The 21,461-nt window shown below is 63.1% G+C and carries 23 protein-coding genes; 8 read left to right on the top strand and 15 right to left on the bottom strand.

The genetic code is table 11. From position 1 onward, the window contains the following. Positions 1 to 25 precede the first annotated feature (25 nt). The 3 genes from ACMGGG_RS22805 to ACMGGG_RS22815 are packed head-to-tail and all read right to left on the bottom strand — an operon-like array spanning position 26 to position 2,650. Positions 26 to 997, bottom strand: coding sequence for a thymidylate synthase (locus ACMGGG_RS22805; RefSeq protein WP_063541681.1), 972 nt, complete (start codon positions 995 to 997; stop codon positions 26 to 28). A 50-nt stretch (positions 998 to 1,047) separates the two neighbouring features. Then, complete coding sequence (gene lgt / locus ACMGGG_RS22810) at positions 1,048 to 1,857, bottom strand: prolipoprotein diacylglyceryl transferase (RefSeq protein WP_054891132.1); 810 nt, start codon at positions 1,855 to 1,857, stop codon at positions 1,048 to 1,050. Positions 1,858 to 1,867: 10 nt separating this feature from the next. Then, entirely contained in the window at positions 1,868 to 2,650 is a 783-nt protein-coding gene (locus tag ACMGGG_RS22815) for a sulfite exporter TauE/SafE family protein (protein ID WP_063541683.1), read from the bottom strand. 130 nt (positions 2,651 to 2,780) lie between these two features. Between ACMGGG_RS22815 and ACMGGG_RS22820 the strand changes: the two genes are divergently transcribed. Then, positions 2,781 to 3,530 carry an NRDE family protein gene (locus tag ACMGGG_RS22820; protein WP_063541685.1) on the top strand — a complete coding sequence of 250 codons (750 nt, stop codon included), beginning with the start codon at positions 2,781 to 2,783 and terminating at the stop codon, positions 3,528 to 3,530. A 48-nt stretch (positions 3,531 to 3,578) separates the two neighbouring features. On the opposite strand, the gene ptsP is transcribed toward ACMGGG_RS22820, so the two are convergent. Together ptsP and ACMGGG_RS22830 are read right to left on the bottom strand one after the other, a co-directional pair. Next, the gene (gene ptsP / locus ACMGGG_RS22825) at positions 3,579 to 5,852 is read right to left on the bottom strand and encodes a phosphoenolpyruvate--protein phosphotransferase (protein ID WP_054891129.1); all 2,274 of its coding nucleotides are present in this window, start codon (positions 5,850 to 5,852) and stop codon (positions 3,579 to 3,581) included. A 22-nt stretch (positions 5,853 to 5,874) separates the two neighbouring features. Then, a complete protein-coding gene (locus tag ACMGGG_RS22830; protein ID WP_029614755.1) occupies positions 5,875 to 6,354 on the bottom strand; it encodes an RNA pyrophosphohydrolase in 480 nt (159 codons plus the stop codon). 144 nt (positions 6,355 to 6,498) lie between these two features. Between ACMGGG_RS22830 and ACMGGG_RS22835 the strand changes: the two genes are divergently transcribed. Next, positions 6,499 to 7,155 (top strand): HAD family hydrolase, encoded by a 657-nt coding sequence (locus ACMGGG_RS22835; protein ID WP_054891128.1) that lies wholly within the window; start codon positions 6,499 to 6,501, stop codon positions 7,153 to 7,155. Positions 7,156 to 7,208: 53 nt separating this feature from the next. Here ACMGGG_RS22835 and ACMGGG_RS22840 read toward each other — a convergent pair whose 3' ends face one another. After that, the gene (locus tag ACMGGG_RS22840; protein WP_054891127.1) at positions 7,209 to 7,634 is read right to left on the bottom strand and encodes a DUF2269 domain-containing protein; all 426 of its coding nucleotides are present in this window, start codon (positions 7,632 to 7,634) and stop codon (positions 7,209 to 7,211) included. Positions 7,635 to 7,729: 95 nt separating this feature from the next. Further along, complete coding sequence (gene ilvA / locus ACMGGG_RS22845; RefSeq protein ID WP_414154480.1) at positions 7,730 to 9,244, bottom strand: threonine ammonia-lyase, biosynthetic; 1,515 nt, start codon at positions 9,242 to 9,244, stop codon at positions 7,730 to 7,732. Positions 9,245 to 9,378: 134 nt separating this feature from the next. Between ilvA and rpiA the strand changes: the two genes are divergently transcribed. Further along, positions 9,379 to 10,053: a ribose-5-phosphate isomerase RpiA gene (rpiA, locus tag ACMGGG_RS22850; protein WP_054891125.1), complete on the top strand. Its 675-nt coding sequence runs from the start codon at positions 9,379 to 9,381 to the stop codon at positions 10,051 to 10,053. 130 nt (positions 10,054 to 10,183) lie between these two features. Here the strand turns inward: rpiA and ACMGGG_RS22855 are convergent, their stop codons facing one another. The 4 genes from ACMGGG_RS22855 to ACMGGG_RS22870 all read right to left on the bottom strand — a co-directional run bounded on the left by ACMGGG_RS22855 (position 10,184) and on the right by ACMGGG_RS22870 (position 14,345). Next, positions 10,184 to 11,089, bottom strand: a complete 906-nt coding sequence (locus tag ACMGGG_RS22855; protein WP_414154481.1) for an SdiA-regulated domain-containing protein — start codon at positions 11,087 to 11,089, stop codon at positions 10,184 to 10,186. An 88-nt stretch (positions 11,090 to 11,177) separates the two neighbouring features. Further along, entirely contained in the window at positions 11,178 to 12,098 is a 921-nt protein-coding gene (locus ACMGGG_RS22860; RefSeq protein WP_414154482.1) for an SdiA-regulated domain-containing protein, read from the bottom strand. Positions 12,099 to 12,253: 155 nt separating this feature from the next. Continuing rightward, positions 12,254 to 12,919 carry a fumarylacetoacetate hydrolase family protein gene (locus ACMGGG_RS22865; protein ID WP_054891122.1) on the bottom strand — a complete coding sequence of 222 codons (666 nt, stop codon included), beginning with the start codon at positions 12,917 to 12,919 and terminating at the stop codon, positions 12,254 to 12,256. Positions 12,920 to 12,947: 28 nt separating this feature from the next. Beyond that, positions 12,948 to 14,345: an FAD-binding oxidoreductase gene (locus tag ACMGGG_RS22870; RefSeq protein ID WP_414160022.1), complete on the bottom strand. Its 1,398-nt coding sequence runs from the start codon at positions 14,343 to 14,345 to the stop codon at positions 12,948 to 12,950. Positions 14,346 to 14,517: 172 nt separating this feature from the next. Between ACMGGG_RS22870 and serA the strand changes: the two genes are divergently transcribed. Beyond that, a complete protein-coding gene (gene serA, locus ACMGGG_RS22875) occupies positions 14,518 to 15,747 on the top strand; it encodes a phosphoglycerate dehydrogenase (RefSeq protein ID WP_054891120.1) in 1,230 nt (409 codons plus the stop codon). A gap of 111 nt (positions 15,748 to 15,858) precedes the next feature. Here the strand turns inward: serA and ACMGGG_RS22880 are convergent, their stop codons facing one another. Beyond that, positions 15,859 to 16,335, bottom strand: coding sequence for a DUF4399 domain-containing protein (locus ACMGGG_RS22880; RefSeq protein WP_054891119.1), 477 nt, complete (start codon positions 16,333 to 16,335; stop codon positions 15,859 to 15,861). Between the two features lie 230 nt (positions 16,336 to 16,565). Between ACMGGG_RS22880 and ACMGGG_RS22885 the strand changes: the two genes are divergently transcribed. Beyond that, on the top strand, positions 16,566 to 17,045 hold the full coding sequence (locus ACMGGG_RS22885) for a transporter substrate-binding domain-containing protein (protein WP_414154483.1): 480 nt from the start codon (positions 16,566 to 16,568) through the stop codon (positions 17,043 to 17,045). Positions 17,046 to 17,145: 100 nt separating this feature from the next. Here ACMGGG_RS22885 and ACMGGG_RS22890 read toward each other — a convergent pair whose 3' ends face one another. After that, complete coding sequence (locus ACMGGG_RS22890; protein WP_151926455.1) at positions 17,146 to 17,637, bottom strand: DUF523 domain-containing protein; 492 nt, start codon at positions 17,635 to 17,637, stop codon at positions 17,146 to 17,148. Beyond that, complete coding sequence (locus tag ACMGGG_RS22895) at positions 17,624 to 18,256, bottom strand: 2OG-Fe(II) oxygenase (protein WP_414155839.1); 633 nt, start codon at positions 18,254 to 18,256, stop codon at positions 17,624 to 17,626. The genes ACMGGG_RS22890 and ACMGGG_RS22895 overlap by 14 nt, the downstream gene beginning before the upstream one ends. Before the next feature lie 113 nt (positions 18,257 to 18,369). On the opposite strand from ACMGGG_RS22895, the gene ACMGGG_RS22900 reads away from it, so the two are divergent. Beyond that, complete coding sequence (locus ACMGGG_RS22900; protein WP_054891116.1) at positions 18,370 to 19,122, top strand: DUF2059 domain-containing protein; 753 nt, start codon at positions 18,370 to 18,372, stop codon at positions 19,120 to 19,122. On the opposite strand, the gene ACMGGG_RS22905 is transcribed toward ACMGGG_RS22900, so the two are convergent. After that, positions 19,115 to 20,044, bottom strand: a complete 930-nt coding sequence (locus tag ACMGGG_RS22905) for an alpha/beta hydrolase (RefSeq protein ID WP_414154484.1) — start codon at positions 20,042 to 20,044, stop codon at positions 19,115 to 19,117. The two genes, ACMGGG_RS22900 and ACMGGG_RS22905, sit on opposite strands and share 8 nt — an antisense overlap. A 153-nt stretch (positions 20,045 to 20,197) precedes the next feature. Here ACMGGG_RS22905 and ACMGGG_RS22910 point away from each other — a divergent pair, with 153 nt between their 5' ends. Further along, positions 20,198 to 20,764, top strand: a complete 567-nt coding sequence (locus ACMGGG_RS22910) for a DUF6436 domain-containing protein (protein ID WP_063541709.1) — start codon at positions 20,198 to 20,200, stop codon at positions 20,762 to 20,764. Between the two features lie 65 nt (positions 20,765 to 20,829). Next, complete coding sequence (locus tag ACMGGG_RS22915) at positions 20,830 to 21,405, top strand: hypothetical protein (protein WP_112899455.1); 576 nt, start codon at positions 20,830 to 20,832, stop codon at positions 21,403 to 21,405. Positions 21,406 to 21,461 lie beyond the last annotated feature (56 nt).

A 21,461-nucleotide genomic window follows, 5' to 3' on the forward strand; every position in this document is an offset into this window, starting at 1 on the left:
GCGAAAAGAACGACGCGGTTCTGAATCAGACCGCCATCGGTGCCGTCATCGGCGCATGATGTTCGTACCCTTCCAGCCAGAAATCGCTCGGCTCGATCTTTTCCAGCCACTCAGGCTCATACACACCGGTCTCGGCAAACGCCGGCACACGGTCGCTGATCACCAGCTTCGGCGCCTCCAGCGGCTCGCGCTTGAGCTGCTCGTTGAGCATGTCCAGGTGGTTCTCGTACACATGGGCATCGCCGATGAAATACGTGAACCAACGCGGGGTGTAGCCGGTCAGGCGCCCGAACAGCGACAGCAGCGCCGCACCTTCGGTGAGGTTGAACGGCGTGCCCAGGCCCAGGTCATTGGAGCGAATGTAGAGCGTGAGGGAGATTTCCTTCGTCTCGACATTGGGGTGGAACTGGTACAGCAGGTGGCAGGGCGGCAGCGCCATCTCGTCGAGCTGGGCGCAATTCCAGCCGTGGAACAGGATGCGTCGGCTGCCCGGGTCGTTGGCGATGGTGTCCAGGCACTGGCGCACCTGGTCGATGGCCTTGTAGAGGATGACGAATGCCTGGCCGGCTTCCTCGTCCTTGGCGATCTGGCGGAAACCGGCTTTTTCCGCCATTTCAATGGCGGCCGGGTTGCTCAGCGGGATGCGCTTGTAGCCTGGCCACTGGCGCCATTGCACGCCGTAGATCTCGCCGAGGTCGTCATGGCCCTGGCGGAAGGGGTTGGCCAGCCATTGGGCGTTCTCGTTGGCGTTCTGATCCCAGACCTTGCAGCCAAGGTCGCGAAACTCGCCGGCATTCTTCACGCCGCGCAAGAAACCGACCATCTCGCCGATCGCCGACTTGAACGCCAGCTTGCGCGTGGTGATGGCCGGAAAACCCTTCTGCAGGTCGAAGCGCAACATGGCGCCCGGCAGGCTGATGGTGCGGATACCGGTGCGGTTGCCCTGCAGCGTGCCGTTCTCGATGACGTCGCGAACCAGGTCTAGATACTGTTTCATGGCCTACCTGTGGCAAGCACGGCAGGGGGATCGCCCCTGCCGTGGAATTATCAGTGGGCGGGTGTCGCCGTGGGTTTGCGATTATAAGCCCACCAGATCAAGGCGAGGCCAGCGACGATCATCGGTATGCAGAGAATCTGACCCATGGTCAGCCAGCCCCACGCCAGGTAACCCAGCTGTGCGTCCGGCACGCGGACGAACTCGACGATGAAGCGGAAGATCCCGTAGAACAGCGCGAACATGCCGGAAACCGCCATGGTCGGGCGTGGTTTGCGCGAGAACAGCCAGAGGATCAGGAACAGCGCCACACCCTCCAGTGCGAACTGGTACAGCTGCGAAGGGTGACGCGGCAACTGCGCCGGATCGCTGAACGGCGGGAAGATCATCGCCCATGGCACGTCGGTCGGCTTGCCCCAGAGCTCGGCGTTGATGAAGTTGCCGATACGCCCGGCACCCAGGCCGATCGGCACCAGCGGTGCGACGAAGTCCATCAGCTCGAAGAACGACTTGTTGTTGCGCTTGCCGAACCACAGTGCCGCCAGCATCACGCCGATGAAACCGCCGTGGAACGACATGCCGCCTTTCCACACTTCGAAGATCAGCGTCGGGTTGGCCAGGTACTGGTGCAGGTCGTAGAACAGCACGTAACCCAAGCGCCCGCCGACGATCACGCCCATCGACAGCCAGAACACCAGGTCGGAGAGCTTCTCGCGGTTCCAGGTCGGGTCGAAGCGATTCAACCGGCGCGAGGCGAGCAGCCAGGCACCGCCGATGCCGATCAGGTACATCAAGCCGTACCAGTGGATTTTCAGCGGCCCGAGGGCCACGGCCACGGGGTCGATCTGCGGGTAAGGCAGCATGGTGGTTCCTCTAGATCAAAAAGCTGAGGCCGACGCAGAACAGCAGCGCGGCAAACAGGCGCTTGAGCAGGCGCGGCGACAGCTTGTGCGCCAGCCGCGCGCCGAAGCGGGCGAAAAACATGCTGGTGACGGCAATGCCGACCAGCGCGGGGAGATAGACATAGCCCAGACTGTGCGCGGGCAGATGAGTTTCGTTCCAGCCCAGGATCATGAAACTCAGGGCACTGGCCAGGGCGATAGGCAAGCCGCAGGCCGACGAGGTGGCCACGGCCTTCTGCATGGGCAGGCTGCGCCAGGTGAGAAAAGGTACCGTGAGCGAGCCGCCGCCAATACCGAAGATCGCCGAGGCCCAGCCGATCACCCCACCGGCAGCGATCAACCCAGGCTTGCCGGGGATGCCACGGCTGGCCTTGGGCCTGAGGTCAAGGGCCATCTGCAGCGATACCAGCAGGGCGAACACGCCGATGATCTTCTGCAGCATCGGCCCCTGGATCAACGAAGCGGTCTTGGCGCCAATACCCGCGCCGATGAGGATGCCGACGGTCATCCACAGGAACACCGGCCACTGTACGGCCCCCTTGCGGTGATGTTCCAGCACGGCGTTGATCGAGGTGAAGACGATGGTCGCCAGCGAAGTCCCGACCGCCAGGTGCGTGAGGATCGAGGCATCGAAGCCCTGCAGGGTGAAGCTGAATACCAGCACCGGCACGATGATGATGCCACCGCCCACGCCAAAGAGCCCGGCCAGTACGCCGGCGCAGGCGCCCAACAGCAGATAGAGCACGAATTCCATTCGCAGACCCTGTGAATACGATCCGGCATGGTAACGGAAGCCGGGGCTGCGCCTCTAGTGAACTCTGTGTCAGGTGATGGCAGTGCAGCCAGGCTGTGGGTAGAGTGGCACAAAACACTGAGGCCAACCCATGTGCCTGATCGTATTCGCCTGGCGGCCGGGGCACGCCCTGCCGCTGATCGTCGCGGCCAACCGCGACGAGTTCTACGCCCGCCCCACCCAGGCGCTGGCCACCTGGGAGGATGCCCCGGGCGTGCATGCCGGGCGCGACCTCGAAGCCGGTGGCAGCTGGCTCGGCATAGGCCCCGGCGGGCGCTTCGCGGCGCTGACCAATATCCGCGACCCTCGCCAGCCGCTCGGGCCACGTTCGCGCGGGGAACTGGTGGCCGCATTCCTGCAGGGCGAACTGGGCGTGGAAGCGTATCTGGACCAGGTCGCCAGCCGCAGTGCGCAGTACTCGGGGTTCAACCTGCTGGTGGGCGATGGCGAGCGGCTGGGCTACCTGCACGCCCGAGACCCGGCGCCACGACTGCTATCACCTGGTATTTACGGGCTATCCAACGCCGGGCTGGACACGCCGTGGCCGAAACTGCTGAAAGCGCGCTCGGCGCTGGGCGAGGTGCTCGAATCGGCAGACCCGCAGCAGCTACTGGCGCTGCTGGCCGATGCTGCGCCAGCACAGGACCCAGAGTTGCCGGAGACCGGCGTAGGGTTGGCGACCGAGCGGTTGCTGTCGAGTGTGTTCATTGCCAGCCAGAATTACGGAACGCGGGCGAGTACCGTGCTGATCGTGGATGATCAGGGCAGAAGGCGGATGATCGAGCGCAGTTTCGGGCCCTTTGGGGGGCATCTGGGGGAAGTGGAACTGAACCTCGTATGACTTTTCAGGCCTCTTCGCGAGCAAGTCCGCGAAGAGGCCTGTGAACGATCAAAGGCTCTTGTTCGGCCCGATCATCCGCGCCAGCCCAAGGTTCTTCAGCGCCAGTTGCAGCGAGCTGTGGATAACCTGCGGGTTGTCATGGGTCATGGCTTCGGTCAGCAGCTCACGGGCCTTGCTCATGTTGATCTGACGCAGCATCCACTTCACCTTCGGCAGGTTGGTGGCGTTCATCGACAGGCTGTCGAAGCCCATGGCCATGAGCAGGATCGCCGCTGCCGGGTCACCGGCCATCTCGCCGCAGATACTCACCGGCTTGCCTTCGGCGTGGGCGTCGCGCACCACGGTCTGCAAGGCTTGCAGCACCGCGGGATGGAGGTAGTCGTACAGATCGGCCACCCGCGGGTTGTTGCGATCGACCGCCAGCAGGTACTGCGTGAGGTCGTTGGAGCCGACCGAGAGGAAGTCGACCTGACGCGCCAGTTCCTTGGTCTGGTAAACGGCCGCCGGAATCTCCACCATCACGCCAACCGGGGGCATCGGCACGTCGGTGCCTTCGTCACGCACTTCGCCCCAGGCGCGGTGGATCAGGTGCAACGCCTCTTCCAGTTCGTGGATGCCGGAGATCATCGGCAGCAGGATACGCAGGTTGTTCAGCCCCTCGCTGGCCTTGAGCATGGCGCGGGTCTGCACCAGGAAGATTTCCGGGTGGTCGAGGGTGACGCGAATACCGCGCCAGCCAAGGAAGGGGTTTTCTTCCTTGATCGGGAAGTAGGACAGCGCCTTGTCGCCGCCGATGTCCAGCGTGCGCATGGTCACCGGCAGCGGATGGAAGGCCGCCAACTGCTCGCGGTAGATCGCCAGTTGTTCCTTTTCGCTAGGGAAGCGCTGGTTGATCATGAACGGCACTTCGGTGCGGTACAGGCCCACGCCCTCGGCGCCACGCTGCTGGGCCCGGGCCACGTCGGCGAGCAGGCCGGTGTTGACCCACAGCGGCATGCGGTGGCCATCGGGGGTGACGCACGGCAGCTCGCGCAGGGCATCGAGCCCCTGGGCCAACTGGCGCTCTTCCTCGACCACGTCGCTGTACTGCTTGCGCAGTACATCGCTGGGGTTGGTATAGGCCTCGCCCTTGTAGCCGTCGAGAATCATCTCGATGCCATCGACCTTCGAATACGGCAGGTCGACCAGACCCATCACCGTCGGGATACCCATGGCTCGCGCCAGGATCGCCACGTGGGAGTTGCCCGAGCCCAATACCGACACCAGGCCGACCAGCTTGCCTTCCGGCACTTCGCCGAGCATCGCCGGAGTCAGCTCCTCGCTGACCAGAATGGTGTTGTCGGGGTAGACCAGCGTCTGCGAGCGGGCCTCCTGCAGGTAGGCCAGCAGGCGGCGACCGAGGTCCTTGACGTCCGAGGCGCGCTCGCGCAGGTAATCGTCATCCATCAGCTCGAAGCGGCTGACGTGCTCGCCGACCACCTGGCGCAGCGCGCCCTGGGCCCACTGGCCGGTCTTGATGACCTCGGCCACTTCGCCACCCAGGGCGGCATCCTCGAGCATCATCAGGTACACATCGAACAGCGCACGCTCTTCGGGACGCAACTGGGTCGCAAGCTTCGCCGACAGCTTGCGCATGTCGGCGCGCACCCCTTCGAGGGCGTTGTTGAAGAGCTTGAGTTCGCCGTCGATGTCTTCGACGGTCTTGTCCGGAACCACTTCGAGGTCAGCGGGGGGCAGCATGACCACCGCGCGGCCGACGGCAGCGCCTGGTGAGCCCGGCACGCCAACGAAGCGTGCTTCCTGGATACCCTTGCCCTGGCGGCCCAGGCCGCGTATCGAGCCGGTAGCCTCGGCGTGGGCGATAACCCCGGCGAGCTGGGCGCTCATGGTCACGAGGAAGGCTTCTTCGCCTTCATCGAACTGGCGCCGCTCCTTCTGCTGGATGACCAGTACCCCGACCACGCGACGGTGGTGGATGATGGGGGCACCAAGGAAGGAGGCGAAGCGTTCCTCGCCGGTTTCGGCGAAGTAGCGATAGCGCGGGTGATCCGCAGCGTTCTCGAGGTTCAGCGGCTCTTCACGGGTGCCGACCAGGCCGACCAGACCTTCGTTCGGGGCCATGCTGACCTTGCCGATCGAGCGCTTGTTCAGGCCTTCGGTGGCCATCAGCACGAAACGGTTGGTTTCCGGGTCGAGCAGGTAGACCGAGCATACCTGGCTGCCCATGGCCTCCTTGACGCGCAAGACAATGATACCCAACGCCGTCTTGAGATCTTTGGCGGAGTTCACTTCCTGGACGATCTTGCGCAGCGTATTGAGCATGGCTCGGGGTCGGACTCCGTCGTCAGTCGCGCGTCAACAGGCGCGGGGCTAGCTCTTTCAGGGCGCGGCGATACACCTCGCGCTTGAATGTCACCACCTGACCCAGCGGATACCAGTAGCTGACCCAGCGCCAGCCATCGAATTCCGGTTTTCCGGTCAGGTCCATCCGCACCCGCTGTTCGTTGCTCACCAGCCGCAGCAGGAACCACTTCTGCTTCTGGCCGATGCACAGCGGCTGGCTGTGCGTGCGGACCAGGCGCTGGGGTAAACGATAACGCAACCAGCCTCGAGTGCAGGCAAGAATTTCCACATCCTCGCGTTCCAGGCCAACTTCTTCGTTCAGCTCGCGGTACAGGGCATCCTCTGGGGTCTCGTCAGGGTTGATACCACCCTGTGGAAACTGCCAGGCATCCTGGTTGATCCGCCGAGCCCATAGCACCTGCCCGGCATCATTCGTGAGAATGATCCCGACATTGGGGCGAAAACCATCCGGGTCGATCACGGCAGCAACCTCGAAAACGCATGTCACCGCATTGTTCCACAAAGCTTGCGAGCGCAGCAACGCACCCGCCATAGCTTATGTGCAGCGAGGTGAAAACTCCGTATTCTGCGGGACTTCTTCCCGGAGGCTTCTGCGAGAAAACCCATGCGCCTAGCTTTATTCGACCTGGACAATACCCTCCTCGGCGGCGACAGCGATCACGCCTGGGGTGACTACCTGTGTGAACGGGGCATCCTCGACCCCATCGCCTACAAGCAACGCAACGACGCCTTCTATCAGGATTACCTCAATGGCACCCTGGACCTGCAGGCCTACCTGGCGTTCTCGATGGAGATCTTCGCCGCCACCGAACCTGCCCAGCTCGACCAATGGCACCGCGAATTCATGCGCGACTGCATCGAGCCGATCATCCTGCCCAAGGCACTCGCCCTGCTGCAGCAGCACCGCGAGGCTGGCGACAAGCTGGTGATCATCACCGCCACCAACCGCTTCGTCACTGCGCCCATCGCCCGCCGCCTGGGCGTGCGCACCCTGCTGGCCACCGAATGCGAGCGTGATGGCGAGCGCTATACCGGGCGTAGCACCGATATACCGTGTTTCCGTGAAGGCAAGGTGACGCGCCTGAAGCGCTGGATGCTGGAGAACGGCTACGATCTGCAAGACAGCTACTTCTACAGCGATTCGCTGAATGATCTGCCGTTGCTGGAGCAGGTGACGCACCCGGTGGCGGTGGACCCGGATCCGAAACTACGTGAAGAGGCCGAGCGGCGAGGTTGGCCGGTGATTTCGTTACGCGATTGAGATCGCGGGGCTCTCTTCGTGGGTTTACCCGTGTAAAAGGCCCCGCAGACGCATCAGACCGGCTTGGCCCCCATCAATCCTGCAATCGACAGGAAGCACACCCCGCTGAACACCGCCAGCGCCAGGGTCAGGCGCAGCCCGGCAGGCTCGGCCTTGCGCAGGCGGTTCAGCCGCACCAGCAGCCACCACACGGCGAAAGCGCCCAGGGTATAGAGGATGCTGGAGGCCAGCACCCAGGTCTGGCCCAACGGCCAGCCGACCAGGTGCACCAGCCACCAGCCGGTGAACGGCATGCTCAGCAGGCACAGCCCCATCACCAGCCAGACGAACACCAGCGGCCGACGCAGCAGTTTGGCGTAGGCCTCGGCATCACCCTGCCGGCGGGCACGCAAGGTCCAGATCGCCAGACCCAGCGCACCGAGGATCAACAGTACGGTGGCGAGGATGTGCAGGGTCTTGAGGGTGGTCAGGTGTTCCATCGCGTGCGGGTCCTCGAAAGACTTTTTTCGGCCTCACCGCGGGACAAGCCCGCTTCTGCAAGTTCGGTGTTGCCATTCATGCCAAGCGTAGCCGCTCAACCCAGGAACAGCTTGTACGCCGGGTTGTCGGTTTCATCCCAGTATGGATAACCGATCTTGGCCAGCGCCTCGGGCACCAGGTGGCGCTCGTCTTCCGGCACCTGCAACCCGGCCACCACACGACCATCGGCGGCACCGTGGTTGCGGTAGTGGAACATCGAGATGTTCCAGCGCCCGCCCAGCTTGTTGAGGAAGTTGAACAGCGCCCCCGGACGCTCAGGGAACTCGAAACGCAACACCAGCTCATCGCTGGCCGCCGCCGAGTGGCCGCCGACCATGTGACGGATATGCAGCTTGGCCAGTTCGTTGTCGGTCAGGTCGGTTACCGGGAAGCCCTGTTCGGTCAGGTGCTGAACCAGGGCGGCGCGCGGGTCGGTCTCTGGATGGGTCTGCACGCCGACGAAGATGTGCGCCTCTTTGTCGGCGTGGTACCGGTAGTTGAACTCAGTGATCTGACGCTTGCCGATAGCCTCGCAGAACGCCTTGAAGCTGCCCGGCCGCTCCGGGATGGTCACGGCGATGATCGCCTCGCGCTTCTCGCCCAGTTCGGCGCGCTCGGCAACGTGACGCAGACGATCGAAATTGACGTTGGCTCCGGAGTCGATGGCCACCAGCGTTTGCCCCGAGACGCCAGTCAACTCGACGTACTTCTTGATGCCCGCCACGCCAAGGGCGCCAGCAGGTTCGGTGATCGAGCGGGTATCGTCGTAGATATCCTTGATCGCTGCGCAGATCTCATCGGTACTGACGGTGATCACCTCATCGACATGATCATTGCAGATATCGAAGGTGTGCTGACCGATCTGCGCCACCGCGACACCGTCGGCGAACAACCCCACCTGCGGCAGCACCACACGCTCGCCCGCAGCCATCGCGGCCTGCAGGCAATTGGAATCGTCAGGCTCGACGCCGATCACCTTGATCTCGGGGCGCAGGTACTTCACATAGGCCGCAATGCCGGCAATCAGCCCGCCGCCGCCGACCGGCACGAAGATCGCGTCCAGACGGCCCGGGTGCTGGCGCAGGATCTCCATCGCCACGGTGCCCTGCCCGGCGATGGTGTGGGGATCGTCGTAGGGGTGGATGTAGACGAAGCCCTTCTCTTCGACCAGCTTCAGCGAATAGGCCAGGGCCTCGGGGAAGGAGTCGCCGTGCAGCACCACCTTGCCGCCACGCGAGCGCACCCCCTCGACCTTGATCTCCGGCGTGGTCTTGGGCATCACGATGGTAGCCTTGATGCCCAGCTCCCGCGCAGCCAGGGCCACGCCCTGGGCGTGGTTGCCGGCAGAGGCGGTGACCACGCCACGCGCCAGCTCTTCGGCGCTCAGTTGCGCCAGCTTGTTGTACGCCCCGCGGATCTTGAAGGAGAACACCGGCTGCAGGTCCTCGCGCTTGAGCAGGATCTGGTTGCCCAGGCGCTTGCTCAGTTGGCCGGCGTTGTGCAGCGGGGTTTCGACGGCGACGTCGTAGACGCGCGAGGTGAGGATCTTCTTGACGTACTGTTCGAGCATCTTGGAAACATCACTGGGCCGCGGGACAAGGGCTGGAAGTCTACCCCAGCGCCCTGTCGGGCGACCACAGCAAAGCCGCCGGACTCGTTATACTAGGCGACTTCAGAAAACCTCCCGCCCCTCTCGGAGCCCGCATGACCCAGGACCAACTCAAACAGGCCGTCGCCCAGGCCGCTGTCGACTTCATTCTGCCCAAGCTGGATGAAAAGAGCGTCGTCGGCGTCGGCACCGGTTCGACCGCCAACTTCTTCATCGACGCCCTGGCCCAGCACAAGACCGCCTTCGACGGCGCCGTCGCCAGCTCCGAGGCCACCGCGCAGCGTCTGAAGGGTCATGGCATCCCGGTCTATGAGCTGAACAGCGTCAGCGAGCTGGAGTTCTACGTCGACGGTGCCGACGAGAGCGACGCGCACTTGAACCTGATCAAGGGCGGCGGTGCGGCCCTGACCCGCGAGAAGATCGTCGCAGCAGTGGCCAAGACCTTCATCTGCATCGCCGACGCCAGCAAGCTGGTGCCGGTGCTCGGCGCCTTCCCGCTGCCGGTCGAGGTGATCCCGATGGCCCGCAGCCACGTGGCGCGCCAGCTGGTCAAGCTGGGTGGCGATCCGGTGTACCGCGAAGGGGTGGTGACCGACAACGGTAACGTCATCCTCGACGTGTACAACCTGCAGATCACCAACCCGGTGGAGCTGGAAAGCCAGATCAATGCGATCGTTGGCGTGGTCACCAACGGCCTGTTCGCGGCGCGTCCGGCAGACTTGCTGCTGCTGGGGACTTCCGAAGGCGTGAAGAGCCTGAAGGCTGAATAAGCAAGCCCGCTCCTACAAGTACCCCGCTGTTCTGAAGGACACCGGGAAACCTGTAGGAGCGGGTTTACCCGCGAATAGGCCAGCACTGACACAACAAAGACCACTGCCCCCACAGAGCCCTGAACTACACCTACTCAGCCGACTGCCTGAACACATAGAACAGGTTCGGCTCACTCACCAGGTAGATGGTCCCGGCATCGTCCATGGCGATCCCTTCAGCCTGCGGCACTGTCTTCTTCAGGCCCTGATACCCCTTGCGCAACGACAGGGTGCTCAGCGGCCGCCCCTTCACATCCAGCTCCAGCACCAGCCGTGATTCGTCCGACAGCGCCAGCAGATGCCCGCTGCGTTCATCGAACTGCAGGCTCGACAGGTCGCGCACGAACAACCGCGAATCACGCTTGCGGTCCTGCACCACATGCACCGCATAGGGCTGCTCCGGATTGGCATGGGGGAAACCGTGCACCTCGTAGATCAGCATCGGGTCACGCTCCTTGGCGACGAACAGGCGCTTGCCAGCCGAATCGTAAGCCAGCCCTTCGAAGCCCTTGTTGCCGTTCAGGCCGATGCCCAGGGTGAGCTGCTCGGCGTCGTTGGCGTCGAGAAACGGCGTGTCGTCGTCCAATCGCACGCGAATCAGCCGCTGCTGGCGCTCGTCGGTGATGACGTAGCTGTTCGGCCCGACATACTCCACCGCCTCGGGATCGCCGAAGCCGGTCAGCGGCACGCGGCGCAGGATACGCCCGTCCAGCGAAAGCTCGATGAGCTCCGAGCGGGCGTTGGTGACGGTAAACAGAGTCTTGCGATCGGGGTCGTAGGTCAGCGCCGAAACATCGTCGTCCAGGCCCTCGATGGGCTGCGCCTCGATCACCACCTGGTAGCGATCCAGGCCGATGCCTTGCTCGGTCGGCTGCCACCAGCTCTTGAGGTTGAACCAGCCGCGCTCGAACAGACGGAACTCGTGCCCCGCCACGCCAAGCACCGCCAGCACGGAGAAAGCCAGAAGAAAGAGAAACGAACGAAGATGACGGCGCATGAAGAGGACTCGACGGAGGATGCCGAATCTAATCATTCATAGCTGAAATAAAGCTTAAGGCCATCATCGGAAAATTCCGATAATCCTGTCAGTGCTTCTTGAAGCGATAGAACAGCGCGGGCTCGCTGACCATGTACAGGTTGCCCTGATCGTCCATGGTCACACCTTCGGCCCGAGGCACACGGCTACCCAGACCGTTGAACGCCCCGAGCAAGGTCATGAAGCTCACCTGCTCACCCTTCTCGTCCAGTTCCAGCAGCATGTTCGAGTCAGCCGACAGCACCAGCAAGTGGCCCGTGCGTGGATCAACCGCCAGCGCCGACAGGTTGCGCAGGTCGAGCTCGTCACTGGGCAGTAGCTGCTTGCCGCCCTTGAGCGGCCCGCGACCATCGGCGCTCCAGGTAAACAGACGCGGCGGACGCTCTTCGCCGATGATCAGGCGCTGGCGCATCGGGTCCCAGGCAATGGCCTCGAAACCCTTGTTGCTCTTGACCGACTTGCCCAGGTCATAGCTGGGGAAGTCATCGTGATTGAGGGTCGAGGTGCTCGCGTCCACCTTTACCAGCGTCAGGTCATGGTTGCGCTCATCAACGATCGCGATCAGCCCGTTTTCCAGCACGGCAAGGCCTTCAGGGTTTTCCCATCCCACCAGCGGAATCTTGCGCAGCACGTCGCCATCGAGCGTGAGCTCGACCAGGAAGGGGTTCTTGCCCATCACCGCGAACAGCGTGCGGGTCTGCGGATTGAACGACAGGTCCGAGGCTTCGTCTTCGTCCATGCCCGGCAACGGCTTGGCGTCGATGTCTACCAGGTAGTCCGGCAGCCAGACGCTTTCAATTCGCTCGGCACTGCTCTCGAAACGCTCCTTGACCCACAGCAGGCCACGGTCGTCCCAGTGCATGGCGATGGCCACCCCATAGCCGATCACCGCTGCCACAGCCAGGGCGAACGGCCAGCGCAGGTAGAAACGACGCTTGGTGGAAGCTGGGGCGCTGGAAGGTGCTGGCATGCAGGGGGTCCTGGGTAAATGGGCGAAGATTCGCGCATTATCCAGATGGGGTGTGAAAAAAACGGTAAATCGCTCGCGGGTAAAACCGCTCTCACAAGGCTGTGCAAATCCCTGTAGGAGCGGGTTTACCCGCGAAAAGGCGACGCGTAGTCAGATCAAAGCACGCGGCTCTCGAAGCGGCTGACACCCGGCAGCTCAAGCACCAGCTCATCACCGACATTGAACGGCCCGACACCGGCCGGGGTGCCGGTGAGGATCACATCGCCCGCCTGCAGAGAGAAGTGCGCGGCGATGTGCTGGATGATCGGCACGATGGGGTTGAGCATCATTGCGCTGCTGCCATCCTGGCGCACTTCGCCGTTGATGGTCAGGCGTACCGGAATGTCGGTCACGTCCTCGAAACTGGATGCGGCGACGAACGGCGGCAATACACAGGCGCCGTCGAAGCTCTTGGCCAGTTCCCACGGCAGGCCCTTCTCCTTGAGCTTGGCCTGCACGTCGCGCAGGGTCAGGTCCAGGGCCGGGGCGTAGCCGGAGATGGCATCCAGCACTTCTTCGACTGTCGGCTTGGTCGACAGCGGCTTGCCCAGCAGCACGGCGATTTCGGCTTCGTAGTGCACCGAACCACGGTCGGTCGGGATCTTGAAGCCGCCTTCCAGTGGCACCACGCAGCTGCCAGGCTTGATGAACAGCAGCGGCTCGCTGGGGATGGGGTTGTCCAGTTCCTTGGCATGCTCGGCGTAGTTACGGCCGATGCACACCACCTTGCCCAGCGGGAAGTGGATGCGCGTGCCGTCTACGTACTGGTGCTGGTAACTCATGGGGCCGACTCCTCTGGATACTGCCTTCTTATTCAGGTGCGAAGATCTTACCCGGATTCATGATGCCGTTCGGGTCGAACACCGCCTTTATCGCTTTCATGCAGGCAATTTCATCTGCCGAGCGGCTGTAGCCCAGGTAGTCCCGCTTGGTCATGCCCACGCCGTGTTCGGCGGAGATCGAACCGTTGTAGCGCTCGACGATCTCGAACACCCACTTGTTGACCTTGGTGCAAGAAGCGAAGAAATCATCCTTGATCATGTGGTCAGGCTTGAGGATGTTCAGGTGCAGGTTGCCGTCGCCGATATGCCCGTACCAGACGACTTCGTAGTCGGGGTAGTGTTCGCCGACCACTGCATCGATATCGCGCAGGAACGCCGGCACCTTGGAGACGGTGACGGAAATATCGTTCTTGTAGGGCGTCCAGTGGGAGATGGTCTCTGACAGGTACTCGCGCAGCTTCCACAGGTTCTTCAGCTGCGTCTCGCTCTGGCTCATCACCCCGTCGAGCACCCAACCCTGCTCGACGCAGTGCTCGAAGGTGGCCAGGGCTTCGTTGGCAACCTCCTCGGTGCTGGCCTCGAATTCCAGCAGCGCATAGAAAGGGCACTGGGTGTCGAACAGCGCCGGCACGTCGCCGCGCCCCATGATCTTGGCCAGACCCTTGTCGGAGAAGAATTCGAAGGCGGTCAGGTCGAGCTTGCCCTGAAAGGCGTGCAATACCGGCATGATCGAGTCGAAGTCCGGCGTGCCGAGCACCATCGCCGTAAGGTTGCGCGGCGCACGGTCCAGGCGCATGGTCGCTTCGACCACGAAGCCCAGGGTGCCCTCGGCGCCGATGAACAACTGGCGCAAGTCGTAGCCGGTGGCGTTTTTAATCAGGTCGCGATTGAGCTCCAGCAGTTCGCCCTTGCCGGTGACAACCTTCAGGCCTGCCACCCAGTTGCGGGTCATGCCGTAGCGAATGACCTTGATTCCGCCGGCATTGGTGCCGATATTGCCGCCAATCTGGCTGGATCCGCTCGAGGCGAAATCTACCGGATAGTACAACCCCTGGTCTTCGGCGAACTGCTGCAACTGGCGGGTGATCACGCCCGGCTGGCAGACCACGGTGCGGTCGAACGCGTTGAAGTCGAGAATCTGGTTCATCTGGTCGAAGGCCACCACGACTTCGCCATTGGCAGCGACTGCGGCGCCCGACAGGCCGGTGCGTCCGCCGGACGGCACCAGCGCGACCTTGTAGCGGTTGGCCCAGGCGACGATGGCCTGGACCTGATCGATGGTTTTGGGCAGCACGATGGCCGAAGGAGCCGGTGGATAGTGCTTGGTCCAGTCCTTGCCATATGCCTCGAGCGAGGCGGGGTCGACAAGGACCTTGCCAGGGTCGACCAGGGTCTTCAGCTCATCAATTACCGCAACGTCGATCATCGGCAGAACTCTCGAATGATTCATGGTCACCCTGAGCACTCTTCACCTGTCGGGATAAGCTCAGACGGTGTCGCGTATGCTAGCATAGCCCTCCCGTCGATCGTGCTAAGGCCCGTCGCCGCGCCGCTTTGCCCCCCTCGCCATTTTTTCTCCGGGATACAGGTTTACGCAGATGAGCAAGACTTCTCTCGACAAGAGCAAGATCAGGTTCCTTCTTCTCGAAGGCGTCCACCAGAATGCTGTGGACACCCTCAAGGCTGCCGGGTACACCAACATCGAGTACCTCACCGGCTCACTGCCGGATGCGCAACTGAAGGAAAAGATCGCGGACGCCCACTTCATCGGCATCCGCTCGCGCACTCAACTGACTGAAGAAGTCTTTGATTGTGCGAAGAAACTGGTCGCAGTCGGCTGCTTCTGCATCGGCACCAACCAGGTTGACCTGAACGCGGCCCGCGAGCGCGGCATCGCGGTGTTCAACGCGCCGTACTCCAACACCCGTTCGGTTGCCGAACTGGTGCTGGCCGAAGCCATCCTGCTGCTGCGCGGCATCCCCGAGAAAAACGCCTCCTGCCACCGCGGTGGCTGGATCAAGAGCGCGGCCAACTCCTTCGAGATCCGCGGCAAGAAGCTCGGCATCGTCGGCTACGGCTCGATCGGCACCCAGCTGTCGGTACTGGCCGAAAGCGTCGGCATGCAGGTCTACTTCTTCGACCCGCTGACCAAGCTGCCACTGGGCAACGCCACCCAGGTCACCAGCCTCAACGAACTGCTGGGCCTGGCCGACATCGTCTCGCTGCACGTGCCTGAGCTGCCATCCACCCAGTGGATGATCGGCGAAAAGGAAATCCGTGCGATGAAGAAGGGTTCGATCCTGATCAACGCCGCACGCGGCACCGTGGTCGAGCTGGATCACCTGGCTGCCGCGATCAAGGACAAGCACCTGATCGGCGCCGCCATCGACGTGTTCCCGGTCGAGCCGCGCTCGAACGACGAAGAGTTCGAAAGCCCGCTGCGTGGCCTGGACAACGTGATCCTGACCCCGCACATCGGCGGTTCGACCGCCGAAGCCCAGGCCAACATCGGTTTGGAAGTGGCCGAGAAGCTGGTCAAGTACAGCGACAACGGTACCTCCGTGTCGTCGGTCAACTTCCCTGAAGTGGCCCTGCCGGCGCACCCAGGCAAGCACCGCCTGCTGCACATCCACGAAAACATCCCGGGCGTGCTCAGCGAGATCAACAAGGTCTTCGCCGAGAACGGCATCAACATCTCCGGTCAGTTCCTGCAGACCGACGAGAAAGTGGGTTACGTGGTCATCGACGTCGACGCCGAATACTCGGACCTGGCGCAAGAGAAGCTGCAGCACGTCAAGGGCACCATCCGCTCGCGCGTACTGTTCTGAGCCTGATGGTTGCATGAAGAAGGGAGGCCCTGGTGGCCTCCCTTTTTTTGCCTGCCCGATCCGTGTCTTGGCTTCGCGGGCGGGTCGGGGCGCCGTGAAGCATTCCCCGCGTTACTTCACATTGACGGTGATCTTCTTCGACTCGACGCTTGGCTTGAACGGCACGTGGTACTGGTCGCCCAGCACCAGTTGCAGGGTGTGCTTGCCCGGGGTCAGGGTGATGGTCGCCTCGGTCTGCGCCTTGCCGAAATGCAGCACCTGCGGCCCGGCTGGCAGGGGTTGGTTGCCCTCAGGCATCAGGCTGGTCGGCAATGGCTGGTCAGCTACAGGCGCTTTGTCGACATCCACCAGCAGGTGATGGTGCCCGGAATGCGGAGTCTGGTCGCCGGCCGGCTTGAGCGCCATCCCTTCAATGCCGAACTTGACGGTGAAGGTCTTGTCGACCGTAGCGCCATCGGCAGGGGAAACGATGAAGACCTTCGCATCTTTCGGCGGCTCCTGGCTTTTCAGGGCATCCGCAGCCGTGGCAAGCAAAGAGGCTCCCATCAGCAAACCGGCGAGGGCAGCACGCGAAACTGGGCTTTTCATTCACATCTCCTGTCATTCACTTCAATTGACCGCTATCACTTAAAAGAAGCGAGGCGGTACTTCACCATAGTCCACCTGCCACGCCGCAGGTTCAAAAATGCCGGCATGAAAATTTCAATGCCGGCTCAAACATACGCGCGATGTAGGGGTCATAGGCTGCGTTCGATCGCGGCAAACACAGAAAGCCACGGCGAATGACATTCATCTGCCGAGAAATAAAAGGGATATTCATGCGTTTGACCATTGGCCTACTGCTGGCAGTACTCATCAGCCCCCTGGCCCAGGCAGAGCTGACCGACGAAATCAACGACCGGGGTGAACTGCGCATCGCCGTCCAAGCCGACAATGCACCCTACGCCTTCAAGGAAAACGAGCACCTGACCGGGTTCGACATCGAATTCGGCCAGGACCTGGCCCGGGAGATGGACCTGCGTGCCGAATTCATCGAAGCGCCTGCCGACGAAGTGTTAGCAGGCGTGGAGAGCGGCAAGTACGACATCGCGCTGACCCCGACAGGCCAACAATCTGCGACCGAAAGCGCGCTCGATGCCAGCCAGCCGTTTGGCGAGAAGAAGCTGGTGATTCCGTTCCAGAAAGATAACCCGGCATTCGAAAGCACGCTGAACAATGCCCTGCAGCGGCTCAAGGACAGTGGGCGGATGGCGGAGCTCGAGCAGAAGTGGTTCGAGAAGACTGCGGTGCAGCAGTGATATCGCGTCGTCCTCTTCGCGGGCAAGCCCGCTCCCACAGGGTTGGACTCACCATAGGCCTTGTGGGAGCGGGCTTGCCCGCGAAAAGAACGACACCGAACTACCCGAGTGCCCGTTGCGCCTCATCCAGCTCCAGCTCGCTGAACACCAGCACCCCTTCCCGACGCAACAGCGCAGCAACGACGCCCTCCCCCGGCACCTTCACCCCGCTGAAACTGCCATCGTAGGTCAGTCGGTTGCCGCACGACGGGCTACCGGACTTGAGCACCGCAACCCGAATCCCATGCCGCCTCACCAGCGCCAAGGCCTGCCGAGCGCCGCTCAAAAATGCCGCGCTGACATCCTCACCAGCCACGGTCAGGACCTGAACCTGCCCATCGAGCACCTGGCCACCCTGTCCGCCCTGGATCTCCGCGGCCGGTCGCGGCGTCGGCAAGCCACCCGCCACCTCCGGGCACAAGGGCACTACACGGCCCTCGGCCTGCCATTGTTTGAGCAGATCGGGGTGGCCACTGTCGCGCCCGTCATAGCGCACCGGTTGCCCCAGCAGGCAGGCGCTGACCAGGACCTTGGACGACTCAGAAGGGATCATTGCCACGGCGCCGGAACCAGCCCGTCAGCGACAGACGTTCGCGATTGGCCGGCAGGACTTCATGCGGGACTTCACCCGAAAGGAACACCACCAGGCTGCCAGCCTCGGGCTGGACGTCATGCTCGACATCGTCGGCGAGAAACATCCGCAGTTGCCCGCCGTCTTCGGGTTGCCAGCGCTCATTGAGATAGAGCACCACCGACACCATGCGCCGGTCGTCGTCGCGGAAGCGGTCAAGATGCCTGCGGTAGAAGGCGCCCGGCGGATACAGGGCGAAATGACACTCGAAGTCTTCCAGCCCCAGGAACAGCCCTTGGTTGATCGCCTGGCGCAAGTTGTCCATGAGCTCTAGGTAACGGTCGCAGGCCTCGGCCTGGCCGGGGTCGATCCACTGGATCTGGTCGCCACGGATCGCCTCGCGTACCTCCTGGGCCGCACCCCTGCCGACACCTGCGGGGTTCAGTTCGCCCTCGGCATGGCGCCTGCGACACTCGGCAGCCAGTGCGCCGGCCAGCCCAAGCGGCAGGAAAAGTGCCTGCTGCGACCAGCCACGGGTGGCCAGGTCGTCGACGATGGTCGACAGCAGCGGATGTTCAGGAGAGGTATGCATGGCGCGCATCATATCCATTAGCCATGTACACGGACAGCGCCACTTGGCCGAGAAGCGCGCTGATATCTCGACAAAGGCGTACCACCCCACGGACAATAGCGGCCTGCCGACAGGAGTCCTGAATGCGCCGTTTGTTTTCCCTGCTTGTGCTGATGATCTGCACCATGCCTGTCTGGGCAGACAGCCTCGACCAGCTGTACAAGGCCGCCGGCTGGCCCGACCAGCGCGCCCACTTCAATGACGCCATCGGTGCCGCCCAGCAGCGCTACCGCAACAGCCTGCCGCCCGCGGTTTACCAGGCGCTCGTCAACAACAGCAACCAACGCTTCCAGGCCCAGGCGATGGATCAGCGTGCCCAGGCCCAACTGCGCGCCAACCTGAAGAACCCGGCGCCGGCGCTGGCGTTCTTCCAATCGCCGCTGGGACGCAAGGTGGTTGCCGCCGAACTGCTGGCCACGCGCAAGGACCAATTGGCCAAGAACGCCAAGGGCCTGCCAAGGATCCAGGCCAGCGACAACCGCCTGCTGGCCATCGGTCACCTGGCCCAGGCCCTGCCGGCCCGCGAAGCTGGGGCCGAGGTCAGCCTGGCGATCGCCGGGGTTGCCGCCGACAGCCTCAGCTCGATGATTCCCGGCCTGTTCGGCAGCGGCCAGGCCCAGGGCCTGCTCGATGGTCAGCGCCAACGTTTGATGAACGAGATTGGCGAAGACCTGAACAACACGTTGTTGTACGTCTACCGCGAGCTGTCCGACGACGAACTGGAAGCGTTCGCCACTTTCGCCGAATCCGCAGAGGGCAAGGCCTACTACAATGCCGCGCTGGCCGCGGTGCGTGCGGGGCTGGCCGTCGGCCAGAGCAGCGCCAACCTCAAGTAAGCAGGCGCTGGTCGAGAAAGGTGAAGTAGCGCTGGCGGATATCCGGCAGCTCGTTGGCCAGGTGATGCCGCGCCTCGGGCAGCAGGAGAATCTGCGGCTCGGCGAACTTCTCCTTCAGCACCCTGAGGTTGTAAGGCCAGTCCACCGTGCCGTCTGCCTCGCCCTGAACGATCAGCGGCCGACGCCGACTGTGCGGCGCCGCCTCGATGCGCTTGATCCAGGCCATCAGCGCCCCCACCCATGCCGTCGGCAGGCGCCGCGGCTGCAACGGATCGGCCTCGAGAAACGCAAGAAATGCCGGGTCGTTGGTATTGGCACTGAAGCGTCGCTCGATACCATCGACGAAATGGCGCAGCACCCGATAACTCAGCTTCGACCAGTGCCAGGCCCGCGGTCGCACCAACGGCGCCAGCAGGATCACCTGGCCGTCCGCCGGGCTCTGCTCGCCGCAGTGCAGCAGATGATCGACAACGATGGCTCCACCCGTGCTCTGCCCACATAGATGCCAAGGCCGTGGCAAGTCGAGCCTGCGCGCCTGTTCGAAGAGGGCATCGAGCACCTGCTGGTAGATCGCGAAGTCGGCGATGCTGGCCCGCTCGCCACTGGACAGCCCGTGACCGGGCAGATCGCAGCCAATCACCGCGAAGCCCTGCTGCAAGGCCCAGGCGATCACATGGCGGTACAGGCCCATGTGGTCGTAGTAGCCATGCAGCAGGAACAGCGTTGCCACCGGTTCTTGCGGCAGCCACACCTGCCCGACCAGGTCGAAACCTGCAACGCTGAAGCCACCCAACCAGCTGTGTGCGGTCAGGTCGAGACCGTAGAAGCGCTGGTAGTCGAGGGCCTGGGCCGACAGTGGCTGGCGCACCGCAAGAGCATCAAGGCTGGTGCGCAGCAGGTCAGGGTGGAAGGGTGAAGGCATCGGTACATCCAGAGTGCGCGAGTATTGATCTGCGATATTCAGCTCTGTGCCCGGCCATGGCAAGCTGGCGTCTTCTTGTCTTTGTCATGCACCCAGACGCGCTCTCGGCGGGCAAGCCCGCGAAAAAGCCCGGTGCAACGTTGCGGACTACCGATGAAAACCCTCACCACGCTGCTCGCCACCCTGCTCTGCGCCGCCTTGCTGTGGTGGGCCTACGACAGCTTCCAGTCGCGCTACCTGCGCCAGTTCGACGACCAGGCCACGCTGTTCGACGGCAGCCAGTTGCAACTGCCCGCCGAACTCGCAGGCCCTGGCCCGATCCGCATCGTGCACTTCTGGGACCCCACCTGCCCTTGCAACGTCGGCAACCAGCAACATCTGGCCGAGCTCATCGAGCAGTTCGCCGCGCAGGGTGTAACCTTCCACGTGTTGCAAAAGCCCGGCAGCCACGGCCAGCTTCCCGCCAACCTTGGAGCCCTGCAGCCGATCCGCGAGCTGCCGGGCAGCGAACACCTGCCAGCCTCTCCGGCAGTGGCGATCTGGGATCGACAGGGGCAGCTCGCCTACTTCGGCCCCTACAGCGAAGGCGCGGTGTGCAACTCGAGCAACAGCTTCATCGAACCCGTCATCCGGGCGCTGCTGCAAGGGCGCCGGGTACAGGCCTCCAATGCCCTGGCCAGCGGGTGCTATTGCCCATGGCGGAAAGATCAGCAGCGGTAGATATTTATGACGTCGCGTACATACCAGCCCCTTAGCGTATTGGCCTACCGCTTAAGGAAAACGCCATGGGACCTGTCTTCGCTCGCTCTTCTCCTCCCCTGACGAACGAAGATCAGGACCACATCGAGATGCTCTGGGGCCAGCATCAGATATCCCTGAACTACCCGGTGACAAGGCTCAGCCTGCGCGAACATATCGTCAGCCCACCTTCCTCCAGCGACAGCAGCTATGCCGTCGTCGCCTTCCAGCGCTCCCCCGAGCACCTGGAGGAACAGCTGGAGCGCGCCATCAGCGAACTAGCGGGCCCTTCGAGCGGCATGAACACCTTGCAGCGCCTGCAACAGCAGATCGATGCCGTTGACACGTTGTTGGTCAACTATCAGCGCGACCTGCAGGCTTGCCTCTTCTCCACGGTTGCTGTCACGCATGAGCGGGCCCATCGCCTCGAACGAGCCTGCCGCGAGCTGTCCAGCCGCCGAGCAAAGCTCAAGCAGCTGCAAACCCGCACCTGGGAGCGCAACCGCCGACAGGAACAGCTCGAACGACAGATCAGCCAGGTCGAAGAGATGCTCGGCCGGCTGATCGCCAACCGTCGCACCCTTGCCAGGGAAGCCATGCGCGACGCGGAGATTTTCCGGTAGGCCTGACCTCAGGCTCGAGATTGACGATCACCGGCTCGAGCAAGCTATTCTCAGTG

This window comes from Pseudomonas sp. BNK-44-b (genome assembly GCF_047456245.1).
Lineage (GTDB): Bacteria > Pseudomonadota > Gammaproteobacteria > Pseudomonadales > Pseudomonadaceae > Aquipseudomonas > Aquipseudomonas machongensis.